This window comes from Phycisphaerales bacterium AB-hyl4 (assembly GCA_041821185.1).
Classification (GTDB): domain Bacteria; phylum Planctomycetota; class Phycisphaerae; order Phycisphaerales; family Phycisphaeraceae; genus Natronomicrosphaera; species Natronomicrosphaera hydrolytica.
On the sequence record JBGUBD010000013.1, the window covers coordinates 1 to 13,183 of the forward strand.

Consider the following 13,183-nt stretch of genomic DNA (forward strand, 5'->3'; position numbering starts at 1 on the left):
ACCATCCGCGACGCAGCATGCTGTTGGGTCTCGACTGCGGAACCGTTTCACCCTCACCCCAGCCCTCTCCCTGGGAGGGAGAGGGAGTGGGAAAACGCGCTGGAAATAACTCGAAACCGTATTAGCCCCGCCGCCCACGGTGGGGCGCCCCTCACTCACCCACGCCATCACCCCCACCCTCACTCACCCGCCACAGCCTCACCCCGCTCAAGCACGGCGATCGCCTGCTCGGCCGTAAACTTGTTCTCGTACAACGCCACGCCCACAATCGCCCCCTGGATCGGCAACTCGCGCAGCGCCGCAAGGTCAGCCAGCGTCCCCACGCCACCCGACGCCACCACCGGCGTGTGCGTCGCCTCGGCGATCGCCCGCGTCGCTTCGATGTTCGGCCCCTTCATCGTCCCATCCGTCGCGATGTCGGTATACACGATCGCCGCCAACGGCCAGTCGCTGACCTGCTGGGCAATCTCCACGGCGCTCATCTGCGTCGTCTGCTCCCAGCCCGACACCGCCAGCATGCCCTTGCGTGCATCGAGCCCGAGCACCAGTCGGCCGCGATAGGTCGGATTGCCCATCAGCCCCTCGAACCAGTTCCACTGCTGCAGCGCTGCCGTGCCGAGGATGACGCGGAACACGCCCGCCTGGAGCAGGCGGTCGATCGCCCCTTCCCGCCGCACGCCGCCGCCGACTTCCACCTTGAGGTTCGTCTCCTGGCAGATCCGCCGAATCACATCGAGGTGGACCACCCGCCCCTCGCGAGCGCCGTCGAGATCCACCACATGCAGCCACGTCGCCCCCGCGGCCTCGAAGTGCTTCGCCTGCTCGACCGGGTCGGCGTGATAGGTGGTCTGCTGGCCGTAGTCGCCCTGCTTTAGCCGAACGACACGGCCGCCGCGAAGATCGATGGCGGGGAATAGGTGCATGCGATAAGGCCTTTCATTCAATAGAAACATCGAGCCGGGCAACATAGAGCAAACCACTCGCGCAGGCAATCACACGCGCGGCACGCCCCCCCCTCGCCCCACGAGATCGCCCGACCGATCACCAGCCCCCGGCGCGACGGGCATCACAAACAGATACGCCAGCAACGCCACAAACAACAACGCCGCCACCGCGACCTTCAGCGCATAAGGCAGCGTCGGCTCGTTGATCTGGCTGAAGCCGCCTTCAATCACCGCCGCGATCACCAGCAGCGTCGCAGCGCCGACGAGGATATGAACCAGCGACGGGCGCATCGCGCGTAGCTGCTGTCGCAACGAGCCGCCATCGAAATTCAGTTGCGCCCGCGCGAGCATGAAGCCCGCGGTGCAGCCGAACAGGATGCAAGGCAACTCGATCGCGCCGTGCGGGCCAATCCATGCCAGAAAGAAAAGCATCTGCTGATCATCGTAATACAGGTAGGCCAGGCTCCCCAGGATGCAGCCGTTGTAGAACAGGACGATCATCGTCCCCACGCCGAACGTCAGCCCCAGCGCGAACGCGAGGATGGTCACGCGGATGTTGTGCGTCATCAACTGTGCCGTAAAGTTTGCATGATCGCCAGCCGTCTGAATCTGCGACACGCCCTCCGCTTCCATCGCCTCCAGGTTCGCCACCCGCTCGGCCGGGCTCTGCTCAAGGTGATAAGGAAACGCGGAGATGAAAACCAGCGACGTGTCCGGGTGAATCATCGTCCCCAGAAAGCCGAACAGCATGCCCGTCAGCATGCCGAGCGTCGCCAGTCCCAGCAGCCGTTTTTCACGTCGCATCAGCGCGGGGAACGTGTGTCGAATGATGCGCCAATACGCGCGAAACGGCTGCACCCGCCGTGGCACGGTCAGTTGCGCGTAAGCTCGGCCGACCAGGTGCTCGAGCGATTCGAGCAGCGCGGGGTTGGCGGTTTGTGTCTGCGCGATATTCAGGTCGCTGGACGTCAGCCGATAAAGTGAAAACAGCTCATCCACCTGCTCGGGAGCGAGCCCGTCCGCCCCCTTTTCTTCAAGCCGGGTCAGCAACACGTCGAGGCGTTCCCATCGCGGGCGTCGCTGGCGGATGAATTGGTTCAGTTCCATAGCTGCTGATTTTGACATCCCGGCCGAGGATGGACAAGATTCACCTGATTCGCCCATTCCCACGAGAGCCGCCGACCGTGCGACAATATCAGATTACCACGCCCGAGCAGGTCCAGTTTCGCTACGAAGTCGCGGGCCTGATGAGCCGGGCGATGGCGTGGGTGGTCGATCAATTGATCCTCTGGGCAGCGCGGCTGGGGTTCGTGTTCGCATTGAGCAGCGCAGGCCAGTTGAGCCTCGCCGCGGTGTTCGTCAGCATTTTCGTGCTCGACTTCGGCTATTACGCCTGGTTCGAGCTGCGCCAGGCCGGGCAGTCGCCGGGCAAACGGCTGCTCGGCTTGCGCGTGATCCCCGCCAGCGGCGCGCAGTTGAGCTTCGCCGACGTGATGATCCGCAACCTGCTTCGCTCGATCGACACGCTGCCCATGATGATGGTGCTCGGCGGCACGGTCGCGTGGATCGACCGCTACCACCGTCGGCTGGGCGATCTCGCCGCCGAGACGCTCGTCGTCCGCGACGTCCGCACCGAGCTGCCCGCCGGCCTGCTCGCCGCAGCATCGCGAGACAACAGCTTCATGCAGGACGCCCGCCTCCGCCAGCGCGTGCTCGGCCGAGTGAGCCGCGAAGAACGCGACCTGCTCTTTGATCTGATGATGCGGCGGGACCAACTCGACCGCGGCCGACGCGAAGCCCTTTTCGCAGAAGCGGCAACCTACTTCCGCCATCGCTACAACCTGCCCGAAGGCCTGGACCATCTCAGCGATGAGCAGACCGTGCTCAACCTCGCCCTGCTGCTGCAAGCCGGCGCGACGACGCTGAACCAGCCGAACACGCAAAAGGCAACGCTTCCCGGCCACAAAACACTGGACGCCGCCGGCTGAACACATTAGCTTGTCTCAGACTCATGCATGCATTCGGGGCCCTTTCCATAAAGGAATCACTGATGAACGATCGCGAAGAGCTGGCCCAGCCAGCAGCGGAGCCGGGGACGTTCGTGCGATGTGATGTGACCGGCGAAGAACTGCCTATCGACGAAACAGTCGTACTGCACGGCTATCGCGTCGGGCCCGCGGGCAAACAAACGCTCATGCAGCGGATGGAAGCCGGCGAAGCACTGCCCGGCGAACTCGTACGCCCCACCGTACTGCGACGGTTCGGCTGCATGTTCGTCGATGGCATTTTGATGTACATCGTCGCAATCGTGATCATGATTCCGGTGTTCGTCATGGCCGGCCTCGGTATGGCGGACATATTCACCGATGAGTATCAAAACCCCGGCGAGATCATCATCACCGGCGTGGCCACGTTGCTGACCACCACCGCCGGCGTGCTCTACTTCACGCTCATGCACGGCTACTACGGCCAGTCCGTGGGCAAGATGGCCGGCCGCGTCAAGCTCGTCAACGAAGATGGCAACCCGATCAGCATGAAGCAGGCCTTCTGGCGCGCGATGATCTACACCGGCATCAACTACCTGCCCGCGCTCGCGATGCTCGCCGCGATGGTCCACGCCATGGTCGCCGAGGCCGCGAGCATGGCGTTGAACCTGGCGGTCGCCGCGTTCTTCATTGTCAACGTGATCTTCGCCCTGCTCGACCGTCAGCAGCAACGTGCCGTGCACGATCGGCTGACCGGCACGCGCGTCGTTCGCATCGAGTAATCGGCCGGAGCCTGCCTGCACATGCAAACCGCTGCCCCGGATCGACCCATCCATTGCCCGCGCTGCTCGGCTGCATTTGACCCGCCGCCATGGGAGCAGCCGCACGCTGCATGCCCCAACTGCAACTGGCAGGGGGAGGCCTACGCCTTTGACCCGCCACCGATGCAGGTCGACGTGCAGCAGGAAGCCCTGCCGGACGACGCGACCTGCGTGCACCATCCCACCAAGCAGGCCGAGACAGTCTGCGCCGGCACGGGCGATTACATCTGCTCGTTGTGCGCAATCGAAACCGGCGGGCAGACGTACAGCGCCGCCTACGTCAACCGCGTGGGCATCGAATCATTGGGCGAACATGTTCGCCGAGACCTGCCTCGGCCGGACCGGGTTATGACCACCATGATCGTGTTGATGTTCGTGCCGTTCTGCTGGTTCATGGCGCCGGTCGCGCTCATCGCCGCGGCGGTGTACTTCGTCAAAATGGTTCAACTGCGACGCGACGATCCCCTTTACCGCCAGTTGGTCGGCATCGGACACGTCGTCACCGGCGCGGTGACGTTCGCGGCGGTGAGCCTGATGATCACAGCGTTCGTCACGTTGATATTCGTCAGTTTCTAAATGCGTACAAACGCTTGGCCGTTGAGAAAGGCAAGCCCATGGGCGTAGATCTGCGATGCACCGGCTGGTTTCACCGGCAAAGCCTCATGCTCGACGAGCACGAGTTGCTCGCGTTCGAACACGAAACAACCAGCGATGCCATCCGCCGATATCGCTACGACCGCCTCGCAAGCCTGATCATCTGGCGGCGACTGCCGTGGGACCGAATGATCACGACAGTCCTGGTCCTCGGCACACCGACAGGCATCGTGATCGGCACGGCCGGCCACACCCCGACCGGCCTGGCCGTCGGGGGGGTGCTGTTCGGCGTGCTGCTGTTGTTCCTCTTCAGGCAGATCATCTACCGCCGAACCTACATTCAACTTGAACGCGACGACGGCCAGACGCGCGTCTACGCCGGCATTCTCGCACCGCGCCGCGTCAACCGCTTCCGCGATCGTCTGCTCGACCATATACGAGCTGCCACGCAATCAACACCGGATATGGACGCGCCGGATGTGGACGCACCGGTTGTGGACGCACCGGATATGAACGCACCGGATACGGATCAGACATGAATCTCGGATGCGCTTGGAAGCCCACGGATTAAATCCGTGGGCGTCAGCTCACCCAATCCTGCCTCGCCCTACAACAACTGCCGACTCTTGATCGACAGGTATTCGTTGATGATCTTCAGTTGCAGGCCCTGCGCGTCCGCTTCCAGCACATGCACCCCCGCCTTGCTCAATGCTCGGCAATGCGCGTTGCGTTCATCCGCCAACTGCCGGGCCGCGAGCACGTCGTACACCTGCTCGCGATCGTCCGCGCCGCCCTCGGCCGTCTGATCCAACAACGGATCACGCAAACTCACCACCACCACCAGATGCCGTCGACTCAACAGCGGCACGAACCGCGCCAGCTCACCGCTTAGCTGCGGGTCGTTCAGACTTGTAAACAGAAAGATCAGCGTGCGATGGTTCTGCCGACGCCTTACTTCGCTCACCAGCGCCGGGTACGACGCGAACACCGGCTGCGGCGAAGCCCACACCAACCCCTCGATCACCTTCTGCACCCCCACTCGGCCAGACGTCGGCTTCAACGACAGATCAACTCGGCTGCCAAATCGCATCAGCCCGATGCGATCGCCCTGCCGGGTTGCCGCGTGCGCCAGCAGCACCGCCGCATCCACCGCACGGTCCAGCACCGTGCCCCCGCCGACCGGCTCACCCATCATCCGCCCGCAATCCACGCACAACAGCACGTCCCGACTGCGCTCCGTCTGATAGACCGTGGTGATCGGCGTCATCCGCCGAGCCGTCGCCTTCCAGTTGATGTCGCGATAATTGTCATCAGGCAGATAGTCGCGAAGTTGATCCAACTCTCGGCCGGCCCCGACCATCCGCTGCGCATGAATGCCGAAATGACGCAGCGCCCGGCTCCGCCGCAGCCGCTCATAAGTCCACAAGCTTTGCAGATCGGGAAAGACCGTCACCTGTTCCGTCCCGCCGGCCGTCCACCGCCGCTTCGCCAGGCCCAACGGCCACGCAGCCTCCACCTCCACCGGCTGAAACGCAATCGGCCCACGCCGCCGCGCGGTGAACGTCAACTCAACCTCGGCCCGCTCGCCCGGCGCGAGCGTCACCTGCGCCCGCCCGCCCACCGCTTCCACATCCGTCGGCCAGACCTGCCGTAATGCAACGACCATCCGCCGCCGCGAGCGGTTTTCAATGCTCACATGCATCGACGTCGGCCGATCGATCTGCACCCGCCGATCCCACCATCGACTCACCCGCACATCCTGCCGACCCAGCCACGCCCCTTCCATCACGCAAGCCAACAGCACCGCCGCGTTGCCCGCCAGCCCGACCCACAGCAGCCCCGGCAAGACCGCCGACGCCAGCAGCACGCCTGCCAACACCACCAGCAACCACAACACGACTCGGCTGGGCACGGTCATCGCGGCACGTCCGTCTGATCGAGGATCTGCTCCTGCACCGAACCCGCATCTTCCCCGCTGACCTCTGCCTCGGCCGACAGCACCAGCCGATGGCCGATCACCGGCGTAAACATCTTCACCACGTCGTCGGGGATCACATAATCCCGACCGCTCAACAGCGCACTCGCCTTGCTCGCCTGAAGCAGATGAATCGCCGCACGCGGGCTCGCCCCCATCAGCAGCAGGTCATGCTCGCGCGTCGCTCGGCAAAGCGTCAGCAGGTAATCCATCACCCCCGGCTCAACCTGCACATCCACCAACTGCCGCTGCATCGCCTGCAACTCCGCCACCGTCATCACCGGCTCGATGCCACGCGCTTCAAGCCGCTCCGGCGCTTCACCGCGATGCACCGCCTGCAGCATGTCGCGCTCCGCATCAACGTCCGGATACGGCACGGGGATCTTCAGTAGAAAACGATCCTGCTGCGCCTCCGGCAGCGGATACGTGCCTTCAAACTCGATCGGGTTCTGCGTTGCGAACACGGTAAACACCGGCGACAACAACTCACGCTCGCCGTCGATCGTCGCATGCCGTTCGCTCATCGCTTCCAGCAGCGCCGCCTGCGTCTTCGCCGGCGCACGGTTGATCTCATCCGCCAGCAGCAGGTCGGTGAAGATCGGCCCCGGCCGCAGCTCGAACGTCTGCGTGTGCAGGTTGTACGTGTTCGTGCCCACAATGTCCGACGGCATCAGGTCAGGCGTAAACTGGATGCGCTTCATACGACAATCCATCGCCATCGCCAGCGCCCGCACCGTCAACGTCTTGGCTGTGCCCGGGCTGCCCTCCAACAGCGCATGCCCGCCGCAAAGCAGCGCAACGCACAACTGGTCGAGCACCGCGCGCTGCCCGTGAATCACCTTCGACAACTGTTCGCGCAGCGACCCGAGTCGGTCGGCCGCGTCCTCCAGCGTGAGCTTTTCTATCACCTGTTCATCCACGCTTGCGTTTCCTTATCAGTTCGTGTGATTCGTTCAACAATGCCGCCAGCTCACGCTCCACCACGTTCGCCTTGCCCGCCGCGCCCGCCTGCATGCGATCCACGATCGCGTCCGCCCGATCGAGCAACGCCAGCATCTGATCGTCCAACGGGTCGATCCGTCGCCCGCCGCGCTCGCGCAATCGCTGCGGTTCACACCGCCACGCCTGCCCCAGTCGACGATACACCTCCGCGACCGTCCGCCGCGTCGTATCCTCCAGCCCCAGCGCTTCACTGTATAGCCGACCCAGCGTCTGCACCTGTTCCACGCTCGACCGACTGCGTGGCGGGCCCGCCAACTCCGCCCGCCAACGCCCGCGCGTCCCCCAGTGATAAACCACCATGATCAACAAAATCTGTCCCACCACCGGCATCAAACCAAACCCGCGGATCAGCCCCATCACCGTGCCGATATGACCCACGCCATGCGACCACTCATCAAATATCACCGGCTGATCACCCAGCAGTTCCAACACAACCGCAAGATTGTCCGCCTGCTCCAATCCATCATTCAGCACCAGCGTCGGCGAACCAACCACCACCAACCGCCCTTCCCCATGCCTCACCTCGCCGACCACGACGCGCTCGCCGCTACGCCATAACGGTGTCCATCTCCCCGCCTCACCATCCGCCTCATCTGTCGACTCATCCGACTCATCCGCCGCATCCGCCGACCAGTACACCGGCCCGCGCAGCATCATTCGCCGATCATCATCTTCATCCACCGACGCCGCCGGCGTTCGCGGTATCGGCTGCTCGCTCGGCAACCCGCCGCGACGCTGATGATGCTCAATCGCCTCGTAACCCTCACCATCCGCCCATGCATCCGTCGGCCGAGGCACGCCCAACTCGCGCATCAACTCCGTGCGATGACGCGTCAACTGCACCACCGTATTCCCCTCAGCAATCCAGTCCGCCATGTGACTCGTCGGCAGCGCGTACACATCACTCCCCACGCTCGTTCGCCGCTCGCGTCGCGGCATCGGCAGCGTCTGCAACAGCACACCGCTCGCCCCATCGTCCAGCCGCGGCCGTTCCAGCAGTGACACCGCCTGCCCGCGTTCCACCAGCAACCGATGCAGCGCCGCCGTGCCGTACGGGTCGTATCGACGTACCGAATACAACGGCGTATGCTCACCGCCACGACTGGCGTACACCGCCAGCTCGTAAAACGCCCATCCCCCAGCCAGCACGACCAGCACCGCCAGCCACAACATCGCCCGCTTACCCATCGGCCGCCTCCCCCGAAATCAGCATGCCCACCCGCTCGCGAATCTGCTCGTAACGCGACCGCTCCGGCAAGTGTTGCCCGTACCACGTCTCATCAAACGTAGCCGTCAGTTCCGCCAGCACCGACCGCTCACGATCCGCGCCCCGATACTGCCGGACGTAAGTCCAGTTCGTGCGATGCCGACGAAAGTCAATCTTCTTCCGCTCATGCAACCCCGACAGCAGCGACAGATAAACCGCTCGATAAGCCAGCCGAAGGTCCCCCTCGCCCGCCAGCCGCTCCGCCTCCCCCATCCATTCCGACCCGCCCGCCGCCAGTGCTTCGCCGCTTTCCAGTGCATCGCGAATTCGCGACCGCCGCACGGGCGTCGCCTGCTCCGCAGCGCTTCGTTCCTGCAACAGCCGCACCACCGTCAACACCACGAACAGCAGCAGCACACCCGCCAGCACCACGCCAAACCAGCGCATCAACGTACCCAATCCCTCGCCCGCCCCTTCGCCGAACCAGCTTCGTGCACGCTGCCGAGCGAACAGCCGGTCGAGCGCATCGCCGATCCACGTCCGCAGGTCGTTCCATTGCTGGCTGAACCAAAGCTCGCTTCGCTCGCCCCCCTGTGCACGCATTTCGCGCCGCTGCCAGCGCGTGAACAGCGGGTCTTCTTTAATCTGCTGAAGATGTGCCCGCGGATCATCTGTCGGGCCGCCCCGCGCCGCCGCATCCACCTCCGCCCCCGCCTTCGCGGACGCGAAGCCCAGCAGCATGATCGCCATCATCAGCAGCGCCGCTAACCTCACGAAGATGCGTCCCCTTCCTGAAGGCGCACCAACCGCCAGTGCAGATCGCTGCCCAGCCGCTTCGCCTGCACATCGTAATACACCAGCACCGCCGCGATCGTCCAGAAAAAATCCATCATCAGCCACACCGCAAACACGCTGCCCATCCACCACACCGGGCTCTCCATCGTCAACGCCAGGTCCGTCGTCTCAATGCCCAGCAAGCTCGGCAGCACCAGCATCACCACAAACCACTGCAACACCATCACGCCCACCAGCAGCACCAGCCCCATCACCACCACCGCCGTCAGCACACGACTCACCCGACCCACCGCGCCACCAAGCCAGCGCAGCAGTTGTCCCGCCGTCGGCAGCGTCCGCTGATCGCCTTCCAGCAGCGCGGGCGTAATAAAACTGCCCAGCAACAACCCCACCACCGGCAGCATGAAAAGAAACAGCCCCCACGTCATCAACGTCGCCGCCACCAGCCGGATGCCCAGCACCCCCGCCCACCGCCGCCGCAGCGACGTCGGCAGCCGACCGCGCAACGACACCTGCACGCGCTGCTGCAACACGCTCAACCACGCCCATCGCCACAACAGGCTCCCCGCAAGCAGCCCCGCCGCCAACGGCAGCGCCGAGCGGTCCTCCGCTGTCACCGCATCGATCGCCACCCACGCCGCCGCTGTCAACGGAATCACCGCGAGCACGTAAATCGGCAACAGCTCACTTCCGCGCTCGCGCACCAGCGCAGCGGCGGCGTCCAACGGCGACAGCGCCGAGCCGCGGCCGAACGGCAACCAAGGCGGCGGCGACGCGTCGGCCATCACACCACCTCCATCTGAAGCATGTCGATCATCAGCCGCAACGCCAGCCAATAGAAAACAAACAACCCGCCCAGCAGCACCGGACTCAGCAGCACCATCGCCACACTCACCACCCGCTCCCTGCCGGTCGCGGCCGACGCCGCCGCCCGCCGAGCCTTCAACTGCTCCAACCCCTCACGCGAATAGTTCACGCCCTCGTAGCGCGTCGAACACTCGGCGCAAATCGGGTTGCTCGTCACCACGCACACGCCAATAGCGCGTCGGCCCGGGTGGTTGTAACAGTGACGCTGAATCGACGCCATCCGACCCACTCCCCGCCTCACCAGGCCATCACCGGCAATCGAACAAAACTCAGATCATGCCCACGTCGGCCGCATTATACGCGATGCCCTCGCCAACCGACCTTCCCAACCTCACCTCATCCGTCCCGACGACGCAGGACCAACACCTTGTCCAGCTCACCATCGCCCAGCGAAACCAGTTGCTCAACGTCATGATGAAAGTTGTACGTCGCCACATGCTCCAGCGTCGGCACGGACGCCAGCAGCCGCCGCAACTGCCTCTCGCTGTAGGTTCGGAAAGTCCACTGCGTTTGATACCGCCGCGTCGCGCCGTCCGCCTGCACCACCAGCCTGCTGCGGACCTGCTGGGCACGCTTGCGACGGTCCGCAGGCCAGGCCTGAACGTTACAAACCACGTCAACCCCATCACGCTGGCCGACCCATCGCTCGCGCGTCCGCCCGCGGTCATCGTAATCCGTCAGATGCAGCCCCAGCACATAAACACCGCCCGGCCGAAGCGACCGTGCCATACGTTGCAAATGGTCGCGCGCCGCCGCCTCGTCAGCCAGATAAAGAAACGTGCTCACCAGACAGTGTGCGAAATCAAACCGCTTGCGATAGTGAAAACGCTCAAGTCGAGCCTGCTTCAACTCACCCGCCACGTTCGCATCATCAAGCCGTCCGCCGGCGAATTCGAGCATCGGCAAGCTCACATCGAAACCGCTTACCTCACACCCCCGCCGACCGAGTTCCGCCATCAACCGACCCGTCCCGCAAGCCGGCTCCAGCACCCGCCCAACCGCCGCGCCGCCGTACCACTCAAATACCGCCTGCAGAAAATCCGCCTCCCGCCGCGTGCCTTCATCAAAAATAATGTCGTAATAAAGCGGCGTCCGGTACCAGTCAGAAGGCTCGTAAGTCGGCATAAAAGTCCAGCACCCTTGCAAACGCAAACAAGCAATCTCAACTCAACCTCAACGCAACCTCCCGACACCCTCAGATATCCGAGCCGGCCGTGTCGTCCTGCAACTGGCGTTCAAACTTCTTGCCCTGGCCCGCGATGTCTTCGGGGCGCGCAACCTCGGGGTTGATCCACTCGATCAGCGCCGCGTAGCCGAGGCTGTCCTCGTCGTCATCGAGATAATCGCTCACGACCGCGAGCACCTTGAACCCCTGCTTGAGCTGAAAGCTCAGCGTCGGGTCACCCAGTTCGCCCGACATGACTTTGGCAACGTAATGCCTCGGCGTCAGCTCGTCCGCGTGACCGTGGTAGCCGCGCAGGCGCGCCCCCGCGCGGATTCGCCGCAGGCCGAGCACGCGACACAGCTCCCGCCGCGCCGCGTAAAGCGCTTTACCAATCCCCTTCCCCTGGTGGTCGGGGTGCACCATGACTTCCGCGCCGTAGAGGGTTCGCCCTTCGGGGTCATGTGTGTCAAACGTACCGCCGCCGGTGAAGTCCATCCACGTATCGCTGGTTTCGTAGTCGTCCCAGAGCAGGATAAGGCTCGCTGCCATGCCGACGACCGCGCCCGAATCGCGATCGACCGCCACGAGTTGGCCCTGCGGAAAAACGCGCAAATGCGACAGCAGCTCTTCAGGCAGCCAGCGTTGCTTGCGCTTCTGGCCGTAGACAAGTCGACTCATCGCGACGATGGGTTCGATGTCCTCCGATCGCGTGTTGCGAACGGTAACGTGGGGATGATTGGCGTTGACCGTCGACAGATTGATGTCGGTACACATAAAAATGCGAATCTCACCTCGCCGCTCCGGAACACCGCGAGGGCCTTGTCGATCGCCCCGCACACTTCGCGCGAGGCTGCCGGGTTCAAAAGTTCAGTCAGCCAGCAGCCGACCCTACAGCCGCACGACTTCCAGCGAAGCGGCGACCTCGGCACTGCTTACGCTGTCGGTCAGTGGCAGCACCGTACCCATCTCCCGGCTCTCTCTGATTCTATCGATGTCGAGCTCGGCAATCACCATGCTTTCCTGATTCGGAATCCCCTCCGCCACAATGCCATCGCGCGCGAACGCGAAATCGCTCGGCGAAAGAATCGACGCCTGCCCATAATTCAACGACACGGCAGGCACTTGCGGCAGCGACCCCACCGTGCCCGAATGAATCACATACATCTGATTCTCAATCGCCCGCGCCGCGGCACAATACCGCACACGCAAAAACCCCTGCCGTTCATCGGTGCACGAAGGCACGATCAGAATGTACGCCCCCTGCCGAGCCGCCGCCCGCGCCAGCTCCGGAAACTCCACGTCGTAACAGATCGTGATCGCCATCTTGCCCAAAGCCGTGTCGAAGACCTTGAACTTGTCGTGTGGCGAGATGCACCACTCTTCCTTCTCAAACCGCGTCATGTGCAGCTTGCCCTGCACGTCCCAATCCCCGTTCGGGCTGAACAGGTAGCATTCGTTATAAACCGTCTCCATGTCCGGCGGATCGACGGCCGGCAGCGTACCGCCAACAATGTAAAGCCCGCTCTCTCGCGCGAGGCCGCGCATGAGTTCGACAATCTCATCTTCCAACGCCGCAAGGTGGCGGATCTGTTCCTTGATCGGCCGATGAATATTGTTGAGCGTGAGCAATTGGCAAGTGAAGTATTCCGGAAACACCAGCAGCGAACACTTGTAGTCCGCCGCCGTCCAGACGAGGGCCGACACCTGGTCGGCAAACTCCTCAAAGCGCTCGACCGGCCGAATGAAATACTGCAAGCTGGCGACGCGGATGCGGTTCATCATTGGTCCTGTCCGTTTCAGTTCAAGGCAAACCACGAAGGCACGAAGG

The 13,183-nt window shown here is 63.7% G+C and carries 15 protein-coding genes; 4 read left to right on the forward strand and 11 right to left on the reverse strand.

Going from position 1 to position 13,183, the window contains the following annotated elements; all coding sequences use genetic code 11:
- Nucleotides 1-179: 179 nt before the first annotated feature.
- Both hisA and ACERK3_16495 read right to left on the reverse strand, forming a co-directional pair.
- The gene (gene hisA / locus ACERK3_16490; GenBank protein MFA9479883.1) at nt 180-923 is read right to left on the reverse strand and encodes a 1-(5-phosphoribosyl)-5-[(5-phosphoribosylamino)methylideneamino]imidazole-4-carboxamide isomerase; all 744 of its coding nucleotides are present in this window, start codon (nt 921-923) and stop codon (nt 180-182) included.
- A gap of 69 nt (nt 924-992) precedes the next feature.
- Nucleotides 993-2,051: a stage II sporulation protein M gene (locus ACERK3_16495; GenBank protein MFA9479884.1), complete on the reverse strand. Its 1,059-nt coding sequence runs from the start codon at nt 2,049-2,051 to the stop codon at nt 993-995.
- 77 nt (nt 2,052-2,128) lie between these two features.
- Between ACERK3_16495 and ACERK3_16500 the strand changes: the two genes are divergently transcribed.
- From ACERK3_16500 to ACERK3_16515, 4 genes are all read left to right on the forward strand, one after another.
- Entirely contained in the window at nt 2,129-2,932 is an 804-nt protein-coding gene (locus tag ACERK3_16500; protein ID MFA9479885.1) for an RDD family protein, read from the forward strand.
- 62 nt (nt 2,933-2,994) lie between these two features.
- Nucleotides 2,995-3,711 carry an RDD family protein gene (locus ACERK3_16505; GenBank protein ID MFA9479886.1) on the forward strand — a complete coding sequence of 239 codons (717 nt, stop codon included), beginning with the start codon at nt 2,995-2,997 and terminating at the stop codon, nt 3,709-3,711.
- Between the two features lie 21 nt (nt 3,712-3,732).
- The gene (locus tag ACERK3_16510) at nt 3,733-4,326 is read left to right on the forward strand and encodes a hypothetical protein (protein ID MFA9479887.1); all 594 of its coding nucleotides are present in this window, start codon (nt 3,733-3,735) and stop codon (nt 4,324-4,326) included.
- Between the two features lie 38 nt (nt 4,327-4,364).
- Nucleotides 4,365-4,883, forward strand: coding sequence for a hypothetical protein (locus ACERK3_16515; protein MFA9479888.1), 519 nt, complete (start codon nt 4,365-4,367; stop codon nt 4,881-4,883).
- 68 nt (nt 4,884-4,951) lie between these two features.
- Here the strand turns inward: ACERK3_16515 and ACERK3_16520 are convergent, their stop codons facing one another.
- The 9 genes from ACERK3_16520 to ACERK3_16560 form a co-directional block, all read right to left on the reverse strand.
- Entirely contained in the window at nt 4,952-6,262 is a 1,311-nt protein-coding gene (locus ACERK3_16520; protein ID MFA9479889.1) for a DUF58 domain-containing protein, read from the reverse strand.
- A complete protein-coding gene (locus ACERK3_16525) occupies nt 6,259-7,239 on the reverse strand; it encodes an AAA family ATPase (protein ID MFA9479890.1) in 981 nt (326 codons plus the stop codon). Before ACERK3_16525 ends, ACERK3_16520 begins: the two co-directional genes overlap by 4 nt.
- Nucleotides 7,232-8,509 carry a DUF4350 domain-containing protein gene (locus tag ACERK3_16530; protein ID MFA9479891.1) on the reverse strand — a complete coding sequence of 426 codons (1,278 nt, stop codon included), beginning with the start codon at nt 8,507-8,509 and terminating at the stop codon, nt 7,232-7,234. Before ACERK3_16530 ends, ACERK3_16525 begins: the two co-directional genes overlap by 8 nt.
- Nucleotides 8,502-9,302, reverse strand: coding sequence for a DUF4129 domain-containing protein (locus tag ACERK3_16535; GenBank protein ID MFA9479892.1), 801 nt, complete (start codon nt 9,300-9,302; stop codon nt 8,502-8,504). The genes ACERK3_16530 and ACERK3_16535 overlap by 8 nt, the downstream gene beginning before the upstream one ends.
- Entirely contained in the window at nt 9,299-10,108 is an 810-nt protein-coding gene (locus tag ACERK3_16540; GenBank protein ID MFA9479893.1) for a hypothetical protein, read from the reverse strand. Before ACERK3_16540 ends, ACERK3_16535 begins: the two co-directional genes overlap by 4 nt.
- Nucleotides 10,108-10,410 (reverse strand): hypothetical protein, encoded by a 303-nt coding sequence (locus tag ACERK3_16545; protein ID MFA9479894.1) that lies wholly within the window; start codon nt 10,408-10,410, stop codon nt 10,108-10,110. Before ACERK3_16545 ends, ACERK3_16540 begins: the two co-directional genes overlap by 1 nt.
- 116 nt (nt 10,411-10,526) lie before the next feature.
- Nucleotides 10,527-11,315, reverse strand: a complete 789-nt coding sequence (locus tag ACERK3_16550) for a class I SAM-dependent methyltransferase (GenBank protein ID MFA9479895.1) — start codon at nt 11,313-11,315, stop codon at nt 10,527-10,529.
- Between the two features lie 70 nt (nt 11,316-11,385).
- Nucleotides 11,386-12,129, reverse strand: a complete 744-nt coding sequence (locus ACERK3_16555; GenBank protein ID MFA9479896.1) for a GNAT family N-acetyltransferase — start codon at nt 12,127-12,129, stop codon at nt 11,386-11,388.
- A gap of 114 nt (nt 12,130-12,243) precedes the next feature.
- Entirely contained in the window at nt 12,244-13,137 is an 894-nt protein-coding gene (locus ACERK3_16560; protein MFA9479897.1) for a carbon-nitrogen hydrolase family protein, read from the reverse strand.
- Between the last annotated feature and the right edge of the window lie 46 nt (nt 13,138-13,183).

Excerpts from the sequence above, each read along its gene's own strand:
- hisA (MFA9479883.1), bottom strand. The coding sequence starts at position 923 with ATGCACCTATTCCCCGCCATCGATCTTCGCGGCGGCCGTGTCGTTCGG.
- ACERK3_16495 (MFA9479884.1), bottom strand. The coding sequence starts at position 2,051 with ATGGAACTGAACCAATTCATCCGCCAGCGACGCCCGCGATGGGAACGC.
- ACERK3_16505 (MFA9479886.1), top strand. The coding sequence starts at position 2,995 with ATGAACGATCGCGAAGAGCTGGCCCAGCCAGCAGCGGAGCCGGGGACG.
- ACERK3_16510 (MFA9479887.1), top strand. The coding sequence starts at position 3,733 with ATGCAAACCGCTGCCCCGGATCGACCCATCCATTGCCCGCGCTGCTCG.
- ACERK3_16515 (MFA9479888.1), top strand. The coding sequence starts at position 4,365 with ATGGGCGTAGATCTGCGATGCACCGGCTGGTTTCACCGGCAAAGCCTC.
- ACERK3_16520 (MFA9479889.1), bottom strand. The coding sequence starts at position 6,262 with ATGACCGTGCCCAGCCGAGTCGTGTTGTGGTTGCTGGTGGTGTTGGCA.
- ACERK3_16530 (MFA9479891.1), bottom strand. The coding sequence starts at position 8,509 with ATGGGTAAGCGGGCGATGTTGTGGCTGGCGGTGCTGGTCGTGCTGGCT.
- ACERK3_16540 (MFA9479893.1), bottom strand. The coding sequence starts at position 10,108 with ATGGCCGACGCGTCGCCGCCGCCTTGGTTGCCGTTCGGCCGCGGCTCG.
- ACERK3_16545 (MFA9479894.1), bottom strand. The coding sequence starts at position 10,410 with ATGGCGTCGATTCAGCGTCACTGTTACAACCACCCGGGCCGACGCGCT.
- ACERK3_16550 (MFA9479895.1), bottom strand. The coding sequence starts at position 11,315 with ATGCCGACTTACGAGCCTTCTGACTGGTACCGGACGCCGCTTTATTAC.
- ACERK3_16555 (MFA9479896.1), bottom strand. The coding sequence starts at position 12,129 with ATGTGTACCGACATCAATCTGTCGACGGTCAACGCCAATCATCCCCAC.
- ACERK3_16560 (MFA9479897.1), bottom strand. The coding sequence starts at position 13,137 with ATGATGAACCGCATCCGCGTCGCCAGCTTGCAGTATTTCATTCGGCCG.